This window comes from Streptomyces sp. CA-249302 (assembly GCF_050936785.1).
Lineage (GTDB): Bacteria > Actinomycetota > Actinomycetes > Streptomycetales > Streptomycetaceae > Streptomyces.
Window position 1 is genome coordinate 5,970,564 of sequence record NZ_JBNJMG010000001.1, and the last position, 17,082, is coordinate 5,987,645.

Sequence of the window (17,082 nt, forward strand, 5' to 3'; positions counted from 1 at the left end):
GTCGTCTGAAGAACGGATGTCAGCGGAGCGGAGTTCCGTCCTCGCGCAACTGCATCTGAAGGCGCCCGGTCACCAGCAGCCAGGCGGGCAGCGAGGCGAGGCACAGCAGCGCCAGGATCGTCGGCGAGGACACCAGCACCGCGGCCGTGAACAGGCTGATCCAGGCCTGCCGGGTGATGGCGAGGAGCATGCCCAGGACGCCCGTGGCGACGCCGAGGGCCGGGTGGACGGCCGGTACGAGAGCGTGCGCGCCCAGCCCGAAGGCGGCGCCCACGAACACCGCCGGGAAGATCCGGCCACCCCGGAAGCCGCAGGACGCGGCCACCAGCAGCGCGGCCAGCTTCACCACCGCCATCCCCACGAACTCGCCCGCCGACCAGCCCTCGGGATCCCGCGCCAGCTCCGCGACCTCGTCGAGCCCCTTGAAGAGCGTCAGATGCCCGCCCAGCGCCCCCAGGAGCCCCAGCACGAGCCCGCCGACCGGGAGAGCCACCATGGGGTGCCCCAGACGCCGGAACAGGCCATGGACGTACGGGAAGGCGTAGACGGCGCACAGGCCGAGCGCGGCCGCCAGCGGGGCGATCACCAGCGCGGCCAGCAGGTCGCCCCAGCCGGGGTGCCCGCCGAACGGGGGCAGATCCAGGTCGAAGGTCGGATGCGCCACCAGGGTGGTCGTCAGGGCGCCGGCCCCGGCCGCCACCAGCGGCCCGAACACGTTGTCCCACAGCAGCCCCTTGAGCCGCCGTCCGGCCAGCGCCTCCGAGATCACCAGCGCGGCCGCCACCGGCGTCCCGAACAGCGCCCCGATCGTCGCCGCCTCCGCCAGCGCCGCCCACAGCCCGCCCGGCATCCGGGGCGTGAGCCGCCTCCCGAGCCAGAAGGCGAGCCCCACGTTCACCGCGATGATCGGGTTCTCCGGGCCCAGACTCGGCCCGCCGGCCAACATCAGCGCGGCCGCCAGCACCAGCCCCGGCAGCACCACGGGCGGCATCGGGGCCGCCGCGAGCCCCAGGGTCGCCGGATCCGGCCCCGCATGCCCCGGCACCTTCCACACCACCAGGCCGACCGCCACGCCGGTCGCGGTCAGCATCACGAGCATCCACAGGACGGAGTACCGGCCGACCCCGAGGGCGTCGGGGAGATTCCCCCACAGCACGTGCTGAAGGGCCTCCGCCGCCTCGCTCACCCCGAGGAACAGCAGGCTCGCGACCACGCCCACGACCAGAGCGGGGAGGATCAACGGCAGCAACGCGCGCGCGGGGGCCGCCGGGGCGGTCGGCGCCTGCTGCGCGGTGTCGGGGGCCACGGGCTCACGATAAGCGGATAAAACGGACCGAACATCCGGAGCGGTCACCCAGGGATACGGACTTGCACCTCACGTGACGTGAGGACCCACCGTGGAGTGCGTACCAGAAGGGAGCGGAAGCGTGAGCCACTCGGCAGGACAGGTCGGCTACTCCGTGGGACAGGTCGCGGGCTTCGCCGGCGTCACGGTGCGCACGCTGCACCACTACGACGACATCGGCCTGCTCGTCCCCGGCGAGCGCAGCCACGCGGGCCACCGGCGCTACGGCGAGGCCGACCTCGACCGGCTGCAGCAGATCCTGTTCTACCGGGAGCTCGGCTTCCCGCTCGACGAGGTCGCGGCCCTGCTCGACGACCCGGAGGCGGACCCGCGCGCGCAGCTGCGCCGCCAGCACGAGCTGCTGACCGCCCGGATCGAGAAGCTGCAGAAGATGGCCGAGGCCGTGGAGCACGCCATGGAGGCACGCAGCATGGGCATCAACCTGACACCCGAGGAGCGGTTCGAGGTCTTCGGCGGCAAGGACCCCGAGCAGTACGCCGAGGAGGCGGAGGCGCGCTGGGGCGGCACGGCGGAGTACGTCGAGTCGCAGCGCCGGGCCGCCCGCTACACCAAGGACGACTGGAAACGGCTTCAGGCCGAGGTCGACGCCTGGAGCGAGCGGTACGCCGCCCTGGTGGCCGCCGGCGACCCGCCGACCGGCGAGGCCGCGATGGACCTGGCCGAGGAACACCGCCTGCACATCCACAGGTGGTTCTACGAGTGCTCGTACGAGATGCACCTGGGCCTCGCCGGGATGTACGTCGCCGACGAACGCTTCAAGGCGTTCTACGACTCCATGCACCCCGGTCTGGCCGAGCACCTCAGGGACGCGATCACGGCGAACGCGGCCCGGCACACCTCGTAACCCTCGTAACCCTCGTAACCCTCCTGGCCCTCCCGGCCCGGGGGCTCACTCCCGGGCCAGGACCACCGCGGTCCCGTAAGCGCACACCTCGGTGCCGACGTCGGCCGCCTCCGTCACGTCGAAGCGGAACATCAGCACCGCGTTCGCGCCACGCGCGCGTGCCTGCTCGACGAGGCGTTCCATGGCCTGGTTCCGGGTCTGCACGAGCGTCTTGGTGAGCCCCTTGAGCTCACCGCCGATCATCGACTTCAGCCCGGCCCCGATCTGGCTGCCCAGATGCCGGGACCGCACGGTCAGCCCGAAGACCTCGCCCAGCACCTCCTGCACCCGGTGCCCGGGAACGTCGTTCGTGGTGACGACCAACACATCCGGCCGGGGGCCCTGCCCGCCGCCGTACTCATCGATTCCCATGACCTCACAGCTTTGTCCCAGTCGGCGCACAGTGCATCCTGGAGACACCGGTGGAACCTGGGGCGGACACATTGCGTTGATAGCTTTGTGCGCCCGTAGAAGGACGCCGTGCCTTCCTCCACCCCCTCAGGGAGCCCGGAAACGTGACGACGATTGCCCTAGGCCCGAGCTGGCTGGATCCGAACCATCTGCTCGACACGTTCGGCATCTGGGGCCTGCTCCTGATCGTCTTCGCGGAGTCGGGCCTGCTGATCGGGTTCTTCCTGCCGGGTGACTCGCTGCTGTTCACCTGCGGCCTGCTGATCACCTCGAACCAGCTGGACTTCCCCCTCTGGGGCGCGATCGCCCTGATCTGCGTCGCCGCGATCCTCGGCGACCAGGCGGGCTACATGTTCGGCAAGAAGGTCGGCCCGTCCCTCTTCAACCGCCCGGACTCCCGCCTCTTCAAGCAGGAGAACGTGGTCAAGGCCCACGAGTTCTTCGAGAAGTACGGCCCGAAGTCCCTGGTCCTGGCCCGCTTCGTGCCGGTGGTCCGCACGTTCACGCCGATCATCGCCGGCGTCAGCGGCATGAAGTACCGCTCGTTCCTGACCTTCAACGTCGTCGGCGGCGTCCTCTGGGGCGCCGGCGTCACCCTGCTCGGCTCCTGGCTCGGCAAGATCGAGTTCGTCAACAAGAACATCGAGGCGATCCTGATCCTGATCGTCTTCGTCTCGGTGATCCCGATCATCATCGAGTTCCTGAGGGCCCGCGGAAAGAACAAGAAGGCGGCGGCCCAGCAGCCCCCGACCCCGGGCCGGCACCAGACCCCGCCGCTGATGGACGACGCGACGACCCAGCTCCGCCGCATCCCGTCCACGGACGAGCAGCCGTACACCCAGTACCCGCCGCAGCAGCAGCCGTACGACCCCAACCAGCAGTACGCCCAGCCCCAGTATCCGCAGCAGCAGTACGGCGGCGCTCAGCCGAACGGCCGGCACCCCTATAACCAGGGTTACTGAGCCCGCTCAGAACCCCCTGGTCCGTTTCGCAGCCCGGCGCTTGTCCGCGGAGCCGATCCGCAGGAACAAGCGCGAGATCTCCGACCCCAGATTGACCCCGATGGCGATGGCCATGGCCAGTGACGCGGCCGTGGCCAGCGACACCAGCCCTTTGTCGACGTCGTTCTGAGCGATCGACAGCAGCCCGAAGTACGTCGAAGAACCCGGCAGCAGGGGCCCGATCGCCGCGGTCGTGTAAGGCAGCGCGGAAGCGAACCGGTACCGGGACAGCAACTGCCCGAACAGCCCCACCAGCCCGGCCGCGACGGCCGTGGAGGCAACCGGCGACAGCCCACCGCGATAGTGCAGCGCGCCGTACACACACCACGCGACGCCCCCGTTGAGCGTCACCCACAGCACGGTGGACCGTTCCTGCTGGAGCAGCACCGCGAAGGTCAGCGACAGCAGCATCGACGCGCCGATCTGCCACCCCGGCCGGTCCGCGATCGTCACCGCCGCGTCCGGATTGAGCTTGGCCCCCAGGTACACCCCGAAGTACAGGACGACGAGCACACCCACGACGATCCCGACGAAGAGGTACACGACCTCGAGCAGTCGCGCCGACGCGGTGATGTAGAACCCGGTCAGCCCGTCCTGCACGCCCGCCACCAGCGCCCGCCCCGGCAGCAGCGCGAACAGCCCACCGGTGATCACCGCGGCCGCCTTCACGTCCACGTGGGCCACGGTCAGCGCGACCCCGATCGCGGCCGGCGGCATCGCGGCCACCGTGAACTGGTAGAACTCCGGCAGCCCCCGCCCCGCGCACAGCCACGCCAACCGGTCGCCGAGCATCGCGCCCAGCATGGCCGCGAAGAACACGACCACGTCACCGCCGACGAGCACGGAGGCCGCGCCCGCGAGCAGCCCGCTGGCGCCGGTGAGCACCCAGGTGGGGTACGGGTGCCGGTTCCGTCGCATCTCCGCGAGCCGCCCGTAGGCCTCCTCCAGCGAGATGTGCGTCTCCGGGTCGCTGAGGTCGTCCACCAGCCGGTACACGGCCGCCAGGCGCGTGTAGTCCGTGGCGCGGCGCCGCACGGTCCGGGACGCCGTCACCGGGTCGTCCACGAGGGACGGCTGGTACGAGATCGACAGCAGCGTGAAGGTGACGTTCGGCTCACAGCGGTCCAGGCCGTACGACCGGCAGACCGCGAACATTGCGGCCTCCACGTCCTCCGCGCCCTCACCGCCCGCGAGCAGCAACTCGCCGATCCGCAGGGTCAGGTCGAGCACGCGCGGGACGGCCGGACCGCCCTCCTCCGCCTTCGGCCCCGCTTCCGGCGCGGGCCGGTCGGCCACCGGCATCCGCAGCATCGTGCGCATCCGGTCCTGCCAGGGCACGTCCTTGGTGAGGCTGACCACCGGTACGCCGGTCGCCGGCGTGAACGCGGCCGGGGCGTGCCGGGCGCTGTAGGTGTTCGGCGTGCTGAACGCGGAACCCTCCGTCTCGGCCGGAGGGGCCGGTGACGGGTCGAGCCCCCGGGGGAGCGCGAACTCGGAAGTGATCTCGGACTCGCTGCCCTCGACCTCGACGCCGGCCGGCGGTGTGAAGGCCATCCGGGCCTCGTCCGACTGCGGTGTGCGGTCCTCCGCTTCCATCACTTGCGCAGCGCTCCCTCTACGACGCCTCCAGCAGCCTCAGTATGCGCGGGCATGCGAATGGGCCGCACACGTGCGCGTACGGCCCGTTCACCCGCCGGAGGCCTCAGTGGCCGCCGGACTCCTTGAAGCGCTTGTAGGACCGCTCGATCTCGATCTCGGCGTCGACGCGACCGACCCAGTTGGCGCCCTCGACGGACTTGCCGGGCTCCAGGTCCTTGTAGACCTCGAAGAAGTGCTGGATCTCCAGGCGGTCGAACTCCGACACGTGGTGGATGTCACGCAGGTGCTCCACCCGCGGGTCCGTCGCCGGCACGCACAGCAGCTTGTCGTCGCCGCCGGCCTCGTCCGTCATCCGGAACATGCCGATCGCACGGCACTTGATGAGGCAGCCCGGGAAGGTCGGCTCGTCCAGGATGACCAGCGCGTCCAGCGGGTCACCGTCCTCGCCGAGGGTGTTCTCGACGAAGCCGTAGTCGGTCGGGTAGGCGGTCGAGGTGAAGAGTCGACGGTCCAGGCGGATCCGACCGGTCTCGTGGTCCACCTCGTACTTGTTCCGCGAACCCTTCGGGATCTCGATCGTGACGTCGAACTCCACCGGTGGCTCCTCCATGATCAGCACATAGTTCTGGTGGTTAAGTGTCCCTCACGCAGGTGTGTGATCGCGAAAGGGGCTGGTGGTCGTGCCTGAGCTGAGGCCTTGGCGGGCCGCGAGGCCGCATGTGGCGCGGGCCGCGAACGCCGTACGACCGCGTCTGGCAAAGGCCGCCGGGACCGTACGCCCGCAGCTCGAACGGGCCGCGAACGCCGTGCGCCCACGTCTCGAACGGACCGCGAACGCCGCGCGACCGCGCCTCGCACGAGCCGTGGCCGCGGCGAAACCGCCGCTCGCGCGCGTGCGCCCGAGCCGGATCGCCTGGCCGGAGCCCGTCCGGACCTGGCAGTACACCGCGGGCGCCGCCACCGCCGGTCTGGCGCTGGCCGCCACCGTGGCCACCGCCGTCGGCCCCTGGGACTCCACCGGTCAGCGTACGGCCGAGTCGGACCGAGCAGTCGCCCTGAGCCGACCGGGTGGCACAGATCACGGCCGTAATTCTGATAAATCCGGTTCGTCCGGTACGGCGGCGGGGGCGCCCCGGCCCGCGCCGAGCGCCGCCTCCGTCCTGGTCGGCCTCGGCGGGGCCGGGAGCACCGTGAAGTCGGCGCCGGTCGGGCCGGCCCTCGCCGACGTCCTGGGCCCACTCCTCGGCGAGGCCGCGCTGGGCACGCACCACGCCGGCGTGGTCGTCGACCTGACCACCGGCAAGCGCCTGTACGGCTCCGGAGCCGACGACGCGCTCACCCCGGCCTCGACGACGAAGATCGCCACCGCGGTCGCCGCCCTGTCCGCCATGGGCGCCGACCACCGTCTCACCACCCGCACGGTCCTGGAGCCCGACACCAAGGAGCTCGTCCTGGTCGGCGGCGGCGATCCGACCCTCACGGCCCACAAGGACGCGGAGGGCTGGGCGAGCCTGCGGGACCTGGCCGACAGCACCGCGGCCGCCCTCAAGAAGCGCTCGGTGAGCGAGGTGACGCTCTCCTACGACACGACCCTGTACTCCGGCCCCGAACTGCACCCCATCGGCAAGAACACCAACCTCGCGCCCGTCAGCGCCCTGACGGCAGACGAGGGCCGTACGGACGACTCCACGAGCGGTACGGCCTACCGCGTGACGGACCCGGCGGCCGACGCGGCCCGTCAGTTCAGGGAGTTCCTTTCGGCCAAGGGCATCAAGACCACGTCACCCGGCCCCTCCAAGGCGACCGCCCGCGCGGAGCCCCTCGCCTCGGTCTCCTCGCCGCCGCTCTCGGCCCTGGTCGAGCGCATGCTGACCAACTCCGACAACGACATCGCGGAGGCCCTGGCCCGCCAGACCGCGGTGGCGACCGGCGTCCGCGCGAGCTTCGACGGCGGCGCGAGCGCGATCGCCGCCCAGCTGAAGAAGCTCGAACTCCCGCTCAAGGGCGCCCGGTTCAACGACGGCAGCGGTCTGAACCGCGACGACAGGCTCACGGCGGACCTGCTGACGGCCCTGCTGGTCAAGGCGGGCGCACCGTCCCACCCCGAGCTGCGCGCCGTGCTGACGGGCCTCCCGGTGGCCGGGTTCACGGGCACGCTGACCAGCCGTTACGCCGACGGGGCCGCAGGAGTCGTACGAGCGAAGACGGGCACCCTGACCGGCGTGAACACCCTGGCCGGCACGGTGGTGGACCAGGACGGGCGCCTGCTGGCGTTCGCCTTCCTCGCGTCGGACACCAGCAGCCCGGAGGCGGCCCAGGCGGCGCTCGACCGGACGGCCACGGCGCTGGCGGCCTGCGGCTGCAGTTGACGTCGTACCCGGTGCGGCCGGGCTCCGCGGCCTGCCCCAAGTGGGAACGCTCACGTACCGTTGACGCATGACGAGCATCGGTGGTGCCGAGATGGTCGACTGGAATCTCGCGGTGGCGACCGCGACCCGGCTCGTGCGGCCGGGCCCCGAGGTGAGCCGCGACGAGGCCCGGGAGGTCGTCGCGGAACTGCGCCGGCATGCCAAGGCCTCCGAGGAGCACGTCCGGGGCTTCACCCGGATGGGCACGGAGGAAACCCACGACACCCCGATTCTGGTCGTCGACCGCCCCGGCTGGGTCCGGGCCAACGTCGCCGGGTTCCGGGAGATCCTCAAGCCGCTCCTCGACAAGATGCAGGAGCGGCGCGGCAACACCCCCGGCGGCGCGGTCATGGGCGCGGTCGGCGGCAAGGTCACCGGCGTCGAACTGGGCATGCTGCTGTCGTTCCTGGCCTCCCGCGTCCTCGGCCAGTACGAGACCTTCGCCCCGGCCACCCGCGAACTTCCCGCGGGCGGCCCCCCTGATTCACCGAGTGGCGGCGGCCGACTGCTCCTGGTCGCCCCGAACATCGTGCACGTGGAGCGCGAACTCGACGTACAGCCCCACGACTTCCGCCTCTGGGTGTGCCTGCACGAGGAGACGCACCGCACGCAGTTCAGCGCCGTGCCGTGGCTGCGTGACCACCTCGAGGGCGAAATCCAGTCTTTCTTGGGGGAGACCGACGTCGACCCCATGACGGTCCTGGAGCGCATCCGCGAGGCGGCCCAGTCCCTCGCGGGCGGACGCCCCGAGGCCGAGGAGGACGACGGCGGGCGGTCCTTCGTCGAGATCGTGCAGACCCCGGCCCAGCGCGAGATCCTCGGCCGCCTCACCGCCGTGATGTCCCTCCTGGAGGGCCACGCCGACTTCGTCATGGACGGGGTGGGTCCGGCCGTCGTGCCGTCCGTCTCCGAGATCCGCGAGAAGTTCCAGCAGCGGCGGGCCAAGGGCGCCTCCCGGCTGGACATGGCCCTGCGCAAGCTGCTGGGTCTGGATGCCAAACTCAGGCAGTACCGGGACGGCGAACGGTTCGTCCGGGCCGTCGTCGACCAGGTCGGCATGGACGGCTTCAACCGTGTGTGGACGTCCCCGAACACCCTCCCGACCAAGTCGGAGATCGCCAAACCGGCGGACTGGGTCGCGCGGGTGCACCGCAAGACGGAGTCGTGAACGCCGTAGGGACGTCGTGAAAGGAATCCGGCCGACGGCAGGCGAACGCCCCTCCAATCACCCGTCCGAGGGACCGTGAGCCATGGGTAGGCGTGCGATGCTCGGGGAACGGCCCGGTTCTGTCACCATCTACACACTCTGAGTGACCGACCTCGGGCTCACCCCCGAAAACTTCATGAAGGGAACCGGACATGGGTCCCCATCCTGCGGTCGCGGCGATACGCCTGGCGGTCCGCCGCGTCCTGCACGACATCCTCAACGAAACCGGCCGTACGCCCGCGTACAGCGCCACGGCCGGCCGCGCGCGCGGCGAGAGCCGCACGGCACACGACAGCGGTACCGGCGAAGCCGGCCGCCCGACCGTCCCCGCCCCCGGCACCCCGCACGAGCGCCCGCCCTCGCCGCTCGTGCTCGTGGCGTGCTCCGGCGGCGCCGACTCCATGGCCCTCGCCTCCGCCCTCGCCTTCGAGGCCCCCAAACTGGGCATCCGGGCCGGCGGCATCACCGTCGACCACGGCCTTCAGCCCGGCTCCGATCTGCGCGCCGAGGAAGTCGCCCTGCGGCTGCGCGAGCTGGGGCTCGACCCGGTGGACTCCGTCGCCGTGACCGTCGGCCGCGAGGGCGGCCCCGAGGCCGCCGCCCGGGACGCCCGCTACGCCGCCCTGGACGCCGCCGCCGCCCGCCACGGCGCCGCCGCGATCCTGCTCGGCCACACCCGCGACGACCAGGCCGAAACCGTCCTGCTCGGCCTCGCCCGTGGCTCCGGCATCCGCTCCCTGTCCGGAATGGCCGCGGTCTCGGGGGCCGACGGCCGTTACCGCCGCCCCTTCCTCCAGCTCGACCGGCAGACCGCCCGCAAGGCCTGCATGGTCCAGTCGCTCCCGGTCTGGGACGACCCGCACAACGCCGACCCGGCCTACACCAGGTCCCGGCTGCGCCACGAAGGCCTGCCCGCCCTGGAGAAGGCGCTCGGCAAGGGCGTCGTGGAAGCACTCGCCCGCACCGCCCAGCTCTCCCGGGACGACGCCGACGCCCTCGACGCCTGGGCCAGCCAGGCCGAGACCGCCGTACGCGACGCCACCGGCCTCCTGGAGTGCGCCAAGCTCTACGCCCTGCCGCCCGCCGTGCGCCGCCGCGTCCTGCGCCGGGCCGCCATCGAGGCCGGGGCGCCCGCCGGGTCGCTCTTCGCCCGCCACATCGAGGAAGTCGACCGGCTGATCACCGGCTGGCGCGGCCAGGGGGCCATCAATCTCCCGGGCAAAGTCGTCGCCCAGCGCCAGGGTGGCAGACTGGTGATTCGGCAAGGCTGAAACCTTGCCCCCCTTTGGGGGGTGCTGGGCGGCCGGTGGGACGACCGAAAGTGATCTGGGTGGACGCGAAAGACATGGGTGCCGACCTCAAGTCGGTACTCATCACCAAGGAAGAGATCGACGCGAAGCTCGTGGAGCTCGCCGCGAAGATCGACGCGGAGTACGCGGGCAAGGACCTGCTCATCGTCGGCGTCCTCAAGGGCGCGGTGATGGTCATGGCGGACCTCGCCCGGGCGCTGTCCACCCCCGTCACCATGGACTGGATGGCCGTGTCCTCGTACGGCGCGGGCACCCAGTCCTCCGGTGTGGTGCGGATCCTCAAGGACCTCGACACCGACATCAAGGGCAAGCACGTCCTGATCGTCGAGGACATCATCGACTCGGGCCTGACCCTGTCGTGGCTGATCAACAACCTCGGCTCGCGCGAGCCCGAGTCCCTGAAGATCTGCACCCTGCTGCGCAAGCCGGACGCCGCCAAGGTCGCCATCGACGTGGAGTGGGTCGGCTTCGACATCCCGAACGAGTTCGTCGTCGGCTACGGCCTCGACTACGCCGAGAAGTACCGCAACCTCCCGTTCGTCGGTACGCTCGCGCCCCATGTCTACGGCGGCTGAGACGGCCTTAGGGCCAACAGAGCCGTCTTTGTAGGACGATCGGGAACCCCGGCGGGTTTCGCGCCGTTGGAGCATGCAGACGGGTCCGGCACTCGGTCCGTGCGGCTTCGGGCCACAATGCTGGGGTACCGTCAGAAGAACTGTCTTATCAAACTCACTATGGCAGGAGGGACGGGGCGACACCGCTCCGTATGGATGGACGTGAAGCGATACTTCCGTGGGCCGGTCATGTGGATCGTGCTGGCCGTCCTTGCCGTGGTCGTGTTGATGCAGGTCGTCGGCTCGTCCGGCGGCTACAAGACGGTGGACACCGGCCAGGTCGTGGCAGCGATCAACGACAACAAGGTGGAATCAGCCAAGCTGACCACCGGTGACGAGCAGACCATCAAGGTCCAGCTCAAGGACGGCGAAAAGGTCGAGGGCAGCTCGAAGATCCAGGCGAGCTACATCGGCGACCAGGGCGTGACCATCGCCAACACGCTGCAGACCAAGTACCAGGACAAGCAGATCCCCGACGGCTACACCGTTTCGCCGTCGAAGCAGAACCCGTTCCTCGGCATCCTGCTCTCCCTGCTCCCCTTCGTCCTGATCGTGGTCGTCTTCCTGTTCCTGATGAATCAGATGCAGGGTGGCGGCTCCCGGGTCATGAACTTCGGCAAGTCCAAGGCGAAGCTCATCACCAAGGACACGCCCAAGACGACCTTCTCCGACGTCGCGGGCTGCGACGAGGCCGTCGAGGAACTCCACGAGATCAAGGAGTTCCTCCAGGAGCCGGCCAAGTTCCAGGCGGTCGGCGCCAAGATCCCCAAGGGCGTGCTGCTCTACGGCCGCCCCGGTACCGGCAAGACGCTGCTCGCGCGTGCCGTGGCCGGCGAGGCGGGGGTCCCCTTCTACTCGATCTCCGGTTCCGACTTCGTCGAGATGTTCGTCGGTGTCGGTGCCTCGCGAGTCCGTGACCTGTTCGAGCAGGCCAAGGCGAACGCCCCGGCGATCGTCTTCGTCGACGAGATCGACGCGGTCGGCCGCCATCGCGGCGCCGGCCTCGGCGGTGGTCACGACGAGCGTGAGCAGACGCTGAACCAGCTGCTCGTCGAGATGGACGGCTTCGACGTCAAGGGCGGTGTGATTCTCATCGCCGCGACGAACCGGCCCGACATCCTCGACCCGGCGCTGCTGCGTCCCGGTCGTTTCGACCGCCAGATCGCGGTCGACCCGCCGGACCTCCAGGGCCGTCTGGAGATCCTCAAGGTCCACCAGAAGGGCAAGCCGGTCGCCCCGGACGTCGACCTCGCCGCCGTCGCCCGCCGTACGCCCGGCTTCACCGGCGCGGACCTGAGCAACGTCCTCAACGAGGCCGCCCTGCTCACCGCCCGCAGCGACAAGAAGCTGATCGACAACCTCAGCCTGGACGAGGCGATCGACCGCGTGGTCGCGGGCCCGCAGAAGCGGACCCGGATCATGTCGGACAAGGAGAAGAAGATCACCGCGTACCACGAGGGCGGCCACGCCCTGGTCGCGGCGGCTTCCCCGAACTCCGACCCGGTCCACAAGATCACGATCCTGTCGCGCGGCCGTGCCCTCGGCTACACGATGGTGCTCCCGGACGAGGACAAGTACTCGACCACCCGCAACGAGATGCTCGACCAGCTCGCCTACATGCTGGGCGGCCGGGCGGCCGAGGAACTGGTCTTCCACGACCCGACCACGGGCGCCGCGAACGACATCGAGAAGGCCACCGCAACGGCCCGCGCGATGGTCACGCAGTACGGCATGACCGAGCGTCTCGGCGCCATCAAGTTCGGCGGCGACAACACCGAGCCGTTCCTCGGACGTGAGATGGCTCACCAGCGCGACTACTCGGAAGAGGTCGCCGCGCTGGTGGACGAGGAAGTCAAGAAGCTCATCGAGAACGCGCACAACGAGGCCTGGGAGATCCTGGTCGAGAACCGCGACGTCCTCGACAACCTCGTCCTCCAGCTGCTGGAGAAGGAGACGCTGGGCAAGGAGGAGATCGCCGAGATCTTCTCCGCCATCGTCAAGCGCCCGGCCAGGCCCGCCTGGACCGGCTCCTCCCGCCGTACGCCGTCCACCCGCCCGCCGGTGCTCTCCCCGAAGGAGCTCGCACTGACGAACGGGGCGAACGGCGCGACGCCGGCCATCACCACCGCCAAGGCGACGGCGACGGAGCACGCTCCGGCGACCGAGACGGCCCCCGAGGAGCGCCCCGAGAGCTGACGCTCCCGGCCCGCGTCTCACTCACCAGGCCCGGAATGAATGCCGTGTCCCCCAGGTTTTAACCTGGGGGACACGGCATTTTCAGCCATGCCCGCAGAAGAGGCGCGTGGCTCATATGAGTGACCCGCACAGGAACGAGGCACCAGATGACCGACCCCGTGACGCTGGACGGCGAGGGCCAGATCGGCGAGTTCGACGAGAAGCGCGCCGAGAACGCCGTGCGCGAACTTCTGATCGCGGTCGGCGAGGACCCGGACCGGGAGGGCCTCAGGGAGACGCCGGCGCGGGTGGCGCGGGCGTACAAGGAGATCTTCGCGGGGCTGTGGCAGAAGCCCGAGGACGTGCTGACGACCACGTTCGACCTGGGGCACGACGAGATGGTGCTGGTGAAGGACATCGAGGTGCTGAGCTCGTGCGAGCACCACCTCGTGCCGTTCGTCGGAGTCGCCCACGTCGGCTACATCCCGTCGGTCGACGGCAAGATCACCGGCCTGTCCAAGCTGGCCCGGCTGGTGGACGTCTACGCCCGCCGGCCCCAGGTGCAGGAACGACTCACCACACAGATCGCCGACTCCCTGATGAAGATCCTGGAGCCCCGCGGAGTGATCGTCGTGGTCGAGTGCGAGCACATGTGCATGTCCATGCGGGGTGTCCGGAAGCCGGGAGCCAAGACCATAACGTCGGCGGTCCGCGGCCAGCTGCGCGACTCCGCCACCCGCAATGAGGCGATGAGCCTCATCATGGCGCGCTGACGGGCCACGGGTTCACGCTCACGCCGGGGACGTCGCGCCGTTGTTGTGTTCGTCGTCCTCCGGGAGCTTGCAGACGCGCTCCAGGAAGATGGCCGCCGCTATGACGGCGATGCCCGCCACGACCGAGAAGCCGGCGTAGATGGCCTGGTCGCGGCGGGCCGGGATGTCCAGGAGCTCCAGCAGGAAGGCGCCCGTGCCGCCGTACATGCCGGCGACCAGGGCGGCGACCAGGGCGCTGGCCTGGCCGAAGACGACCGCGCGGGCCGCCATCAGGGGGTCGACGCCCTTTGCCTCGGGGCGGCGCTCGCGCTGGGCTTTGAAGCGGGCGCGCAGCGAGAGCGCCGTCGCCACCAGCACCACGGCGATCAGCGCGAGCACGATGGGGGCGGCCAGGGGGACGCTGGGGAGGGTCCCGATCGAGTTCCAGAGGCGGGCGCCCGCCCAGGACAGGACTCCGGCCACGACGAACACGCCGACCAGCACCCTGATACGCAGCTCTCTCACGGTGTCCCTTCAGCTCCCCCGGATTCCGCGGACCGCGTGCCACGGGCAGTGGGCAGTCGGTCCTCGTGGCCTTTCGCCATGACCTTAACGACTACTCGGGCAGGTGGAGTTCCAGGTCCTTGCGGGAGGTCACGCCCTCGCGGGTGACGGCGTCGAGGAGGTCGGCGACCTGGCCGCGGCCGGGCAGCGAGGCCTCGGGCTCCAGGTCGTGCCAGGGGACCAGCACGAAGGCACGCTCGTGCGCGCGCGGGTGGGGGAGGGTGAGCTGCGGGTCGTCGGAGACGACGTCGGCGTACGCGACGATGTCGACGTCCAGGGTGCGCGCGCCCCAGCGCTCGTCCCGGACGCGGTGGAACGCCTCCTCGACCGCGTGCGCCCGCTCCAGGAGCGAGGACGGGGGCAGGGTGGTCTTCAGCAGCACCACCGCGTTGAAGTACGACGGCTGGCTGCCGGGCTCGACGCCCCACGGCTCCGTCTCGTACACCGGGGAGACGGCCTTGATCCGGACGCCCGGGGTGTCCTCCAGCGCGTCGATGGCGCCCTGGAGGGTCTCCAGGCGGTTACCGAGGTTGGCGCCGAGGGAGATCACGGCCCGTTTCGGGTTCTGGAGGGTCGTGTCGGCGGCGTCGACCTGCTCGACGACGGAGGCGGGCACCGGCTGGACGGTCGGGTCGACGGGACCCTGCGTGAAGGACGCGGTCATACTCGGCTCCGGGTGATGGTGACGGTCACGTCGTCGAAGGGGACCGTGATCGGTGCGTCCGGTTTGTGGACGCAGACCTCGACCTCCTGGACCCCGTCGTGCTTGAGACAGGCCTGGGCGATGCGCTCGGCGAGCGTCTCGATGAGGTCGACGGGCCGGCCCTCGACGACCGCCACGACCTCCTCCGCCACGATGCCGTAGTGCACGGTCTTCGCCAGGTCGTCGTCGGCCGCGGCCGGTCGGGTGTCCAGGCCGAGGACGAGGTCCACGATGAAGGTCTGACCCTCCTCGCGCTCCTTGGGGAACACACCGTGGTGCCCGCGGGCCTTGAGGCCGCGCAGCGCGACACGATCCACGCGAATCACTCCTGCAATCGTCGGTGACGGCCGGTACGTACCGCGTGCGGGCGGCACACCGGCCTCGAACGAATCTACCTGCGGGCACTGACAGGGCCGGGCCACGGGGGCACGGGCCCGGACCGGGGCCGGGAGGTTTCATCGCGTGTTTCCCCTGGGGAACCCGGTGGCTCATGGGTTGGTAGCCGCCCCTACCCAGGTGGTCGTGATTCCAACCACTTCTTGGTCCGGGTGGGTGCCTACCCCGTCAGGAGGGGGTGTCCTCGTCCTCGGCCTCGTCGTTTTCGGCCAGAACCGGGGAGGCGTGGTGGGACCAGAGCTTCCAGCCGGCCGGGGTACGGCGGAACACGTTGGTGGCGACCACCAGCTGGCCGACGAGCGGGCCGAGTTCCTCGCCGCCCTCGGGGGCGGGTCCGCCGCTGAGGATGTTCTCGGTGCAGGTCACCAGGGCGGTGTCGCCGGTGACGGAGACGTGCACGTCGGTGAGGAAGAACTGGATGTAGTCGGTGTTCGCCATGATCAGGGCGTACGACCTGAGGACCTCGCCGCGGCCGGTCAGCACGGGCCAGCCGGGGTGCACGCAGGAGACCACGCCGGCGTCGGCCGGGTCGTGGTACTCCTCGTCGACGCCTAGGTCGGCCGGGGTCAGCCAGAGCGCGGACAGGTCCTCGAAGTCGCCGCGCTCCATCGCCTCGTAGAAGGCGGTGTTGGCGGCCTCCACCTGCTCGACGTCGGTGTGGGGGGCGCTCACCGGGCTCCTTCTGAGCCGGGCGTGTGCGGTGTGGAGTGCGCCGGGCTCGGTGCGTGTGCGCCCGGCGTGAGGTGGGAGTCGTGCGCCGCGCGCTTGCCGTCAGTGCCCGGCGCGTTCCCCGCGGCGCGCGCCTCCTCCATGGCGCGGGCGACCCGTACCGCGTCCGCCGTCGCGCGCACCTCGTGCACGCGCACCGCCCACGCGCCGGCGTGCGCCGCGAGTGCGGAGACGGCGGCCGTGGCGGCGTCGCGCTCGCGCGCGGGCGGTGGCGCGCCCTCCGGGCCGGCGAGGACGCGCCCCAGGAACCGCTTGCGGGAGGCGGCGACGAGGAGGGGGTGGCCGAGGCCGAGCAGGCGGTCGAGGTGGGCCAGCAGGACGAGGTCGTGCTCGGCGTCCTTGGAGAAGCCGAGGCCGGGGTCGACGACGATGCGGTCCGGGGTGACGCCGCCGGCCAGGACGGCCTCCACGCGCGCGTGCAGTTCGTCGACGACTTCGGCGACCACGTCGTCGTACACGCCCTTGACGTTGCCGCCCTCCAGGAAGCCGCGCCAGTGCATCACGACGAAGGGGGCGCCCGTCCCGGCCACCATCGGGATCATCGCGGGGTCGGCGAGGCCGCCGCTGACGTCGTTGACGAGGGCGGCGCCGGCGGCGAGGGCGCGCTCGGCGACGGAGGCGCGCATGGTGTCGACGGAGACGGCGACGCCTTCCGAGGCGAGGCCCTGGACGACGGGGACGACCCGCTTGAGCTCCTCGGCCTCGTCCACGCGGGTGGCGCCCGGGCGGGTGGACTCACCGCCGACGTCGACCAGGTCCGCGCCCTCGGCGACCAGCTCCAGGCCGTGCTTGACGGCGGCCGTGGTGTCGAAGAAGCGGCCACCGTCGGAGAAGGAATCGGGAGTGACGTTCACGACTCCCATGACCGCGCACCGGTCCCATTCCGGAAGGCCCGAGACGCGCCCACGTCCGCTCTGCTTGCTCATACGTTCAGCCTAGGCCCCGGACCGGCCCCAAGGCCGCC

At 70.8% G+C, this 17,082-nt stretch carries 17 protein-coding genes; 8 read left to right on the plus strand and 9 right to left on the minus strand.

The window, feature by feature from the left end; genetic code table 11:
* Window positions 1-19: 19 nt before the first annotated feature.
* Window positions 20-1,306 (minus strand): ion channel protein, encoded by a 1,287-nt coding sequence (locus tag ACQEWB_RS26925; protein WP_432835278.1) that lies wholly within the window; start codon window positions 1,304-1,306, stop codon window positions 20-22.
* A gap of 121 nt (window positions 1,307-1,427) precedes the next feature.
* Here ACQEWB_RS26925 and ACQEWB_RS26930 point away from each other — a divergent pair, with 121 nt between their 5' ends.
* Complete coding sequence (locus ACQEWB_RS26930) at window positions 1,428-2,210, plus strand: MerR family transcriptional regulator (protein WP_432835280.1); 783 nt, start codon at window positions 1,428-1,430, stop codon at window positions 2,208-2,210.
* Between the two features lie 45 nt (window positions 2,211-2,255).
* On the opposite strand, the gene ACQEWB_RS26935 is transcribed toward ACQEWB_RS26930, so the two are convergent.
* Entirely contained in the window at window positions 2,256-2,621 is a 366-nt protein-coding gene (locus tag ACQEWB_RS26935) for a YbjQ family protein (RefSeq protein ID WP_432835282.1), read from the minus strand.
* 143 nt (window positions 2,622-2,764) lie between these two features.
* On the opposite strand from ACQEWB_RS26935, the gene ACQEWB_RS26940 reads away from it, so the two are divergent.
* Window positions 2,765-3,622 (plus strand): DedA family protein, encoded by an 858-nt coding sequence (locus ACQEWB_RS26940; protein WP_432835284.1) that lies wholly within the window; start codon window positions 2,765-2,767, stop codon window positions 3,620-3,622.
* 6 nt (window positions 3,623-3,628) lie between these two features.
* Here ACQEWB_RS26940 and ACQEWB_RS26945 read toward each other — a convergent pair whose 3' ends face one another.
* Both ACQEWB_RS26945 and ACQEWB_RS26950 read right to left on the minus strand, forming a co-directional pair.
* Window positions 3,629-5,260 carry a threonine/serine ThrE exporter family protein gene (locus tag ACQEWB_RS26945; protein WP_432835286.1) on the minus strand — a complete coding sequence of 544 codons (1,632 nt, stop codon included), beginning with the start codon at window positions 5,258-5,260 and terminating at the stop codon, window positions 3,629-3,631.
* A 103-nt stretch (window positions 5,261-5,363) separates the two neighbouring features.
* Window positions 5,364-5,855, minus strand: coding sequence for an inorganic diphosphatase (locus ACQEWB_RS26950; protein ID WP_030942583.1), 492 nt, complete (start codon window positions 5,853-5,855; stop codon window positions 5,364-5,366).
* A gap of 79 nt (window positions 5,856-5,934) precedes the next feature.
* Between ACQEWB_RS26950 and dacB the strand changes: the two genes are divergently transcribed.
* From dacB to folE, 6 genes are all read left to right on the plus strand, one after another.
* Complete coding sequence (gene dacB, locus ACQEWB_RS26955; protein ID WP_432835289.1) at window positions 5,935-7,629, plus strand: D-alanyl-D-alanine carboxypeptidase/D-alanyl-D-alanine endopeptidase; 1,695 nt, start codon at window positions 5,935-5,937, stop codon at window positions 7,627-7,629.
* 67 nt (window positions 7,630-7,696) lie between these two features.
* On the plus strand, window positions 7,697-8,836 hold the full coding sequence (locus ACQEWB_RS26960; RefSeq protein ID WP_432835291.1) for a zinc-dependent metalloprotease: 1,140 nt from the start codon (window positions 7,697-7,699) through the stop codon (window positions 8,834-8,836).
* 191 nt (window positions 8,837-9,027) lie between these two features.
* A complete protein-coding gene (tilS, locus tag ACQEWB_RS26965; RefSeq protein WP_432835293.1) occupies window positions 9,028-10,146 on the plus strand; it encodes a tRNA lysidine(34) synthetase TilS in 1,119 nt (372 codons plus the stop codon).
* 74 nt (window positions 10,147-10,220) lie between these two features.
* Entirely contained in the window at window positions 10,221-10,760 is a 540-nt protein-coding gene (hpt, locus tag ACQEWB_RS26970; protein WP_432844035.1) for a hypoxanthine phosphoribosyltransferase, read from the plus strand.
* A 195-nt stretch (window positions 10,761-10,955) separates the two neighbouring features.
* Entirely contained in the window at window positions 10,956-12,995 is a 2,040-nt protein-coding gene (gene ftsH / locus ACQEWB_RS26975) for an ATP-dependent zinc metalloprotease FtsH (RefSeq protein ID WP_432835295.1), read from the plus strand.
* A gap of 146 nt (window positions 12,996-13,141) precedes the next feature.
* Window positions 13,142-13,747 (plus strand): GTP cyclohydrolase I FolE, encoded by a 606-nt coding sequence (folE, locus tag ACQEWB_RS26980; RefSeq protein ID WP_432835297.1) that lies wholly within the window; start codon window positions 13,142-13,144, stop codon window positions 13,745-13,747.
* 18 nt (window positions 13,748-13,765) lie between these two features.
* Here folE and ACQEWB_RS26985 read toward each other — a convergent pair whose 3' ends face one another.
* From ACQEWB_RS26985 to folP, 5 genes are all read right to left on the minus strand, one after another.
* Window positions 13,766-14,251 (minus strand): DUF3180 domain-containing protein, encoded by a 486-nt coding sequence (locus tag ACQEWB_RS26985; RefSeq protein ID WP_432835299.1) that lies wholly within the window; start codon window positions 14,249-14,251, stop codon window positions 13,766-13,768.
* Window positions 14,252-14,342: 91 nt separating this feature from the next.
* A complete protein-coding gene (folK, locus tag ACQEWB_RS26990) occupies window positions 14,343-14,954 on the minus strand; it encodes a 2-amino-4-hydroxy-6-hydroxymethyldihydropteridine diphosphokinase (protein WP_432835301.1) in 612 nt (203 codons plus the stop codon).
* Complete coding sequence (gene folB, locus ACQEWB_RS26995; protein WP_432835303.1) at window positions 14,951-15,310, minus strand: dihydroneopterin aldolase; 360 nt, start codon at window positions 15,308-15,310, stop codon at window positions 14,951-14,953. The genes folK and folB overlap by 4 nt, the downstream gene beginning before the upstream one ends.
* Before the next feature lie 247 nt (window positions 15,311-15,557).
* Window positions 15,558-16,061: a nuclear transport factor 2 family protein gene (locus ACQEWB_RS27000; RefSeq protein WP_432835305.1), complete on the minus strand. Its 504-nt coding sequence runs from the start codon at window positions 16,059-16,061 to the stop codon at window positions 15,558-15,560.
* Window positions 16,058-17,044, minus strand: a complete 987-nt coding sequence (gene folP / locus ACQEWB_RS27005) for a dihydropteroate synthase (RefSeq protein WP_432835307.1) — start codon at window positions 17,042-17,044, stop codon at window positions 16,058-16,060. Before folP ends, ACQEWB_RS27000 begins: the two co-directional genes overlap by 4 nt.
* Window positions 17,045-17,082: the final 38 nt, after the last annotated feature.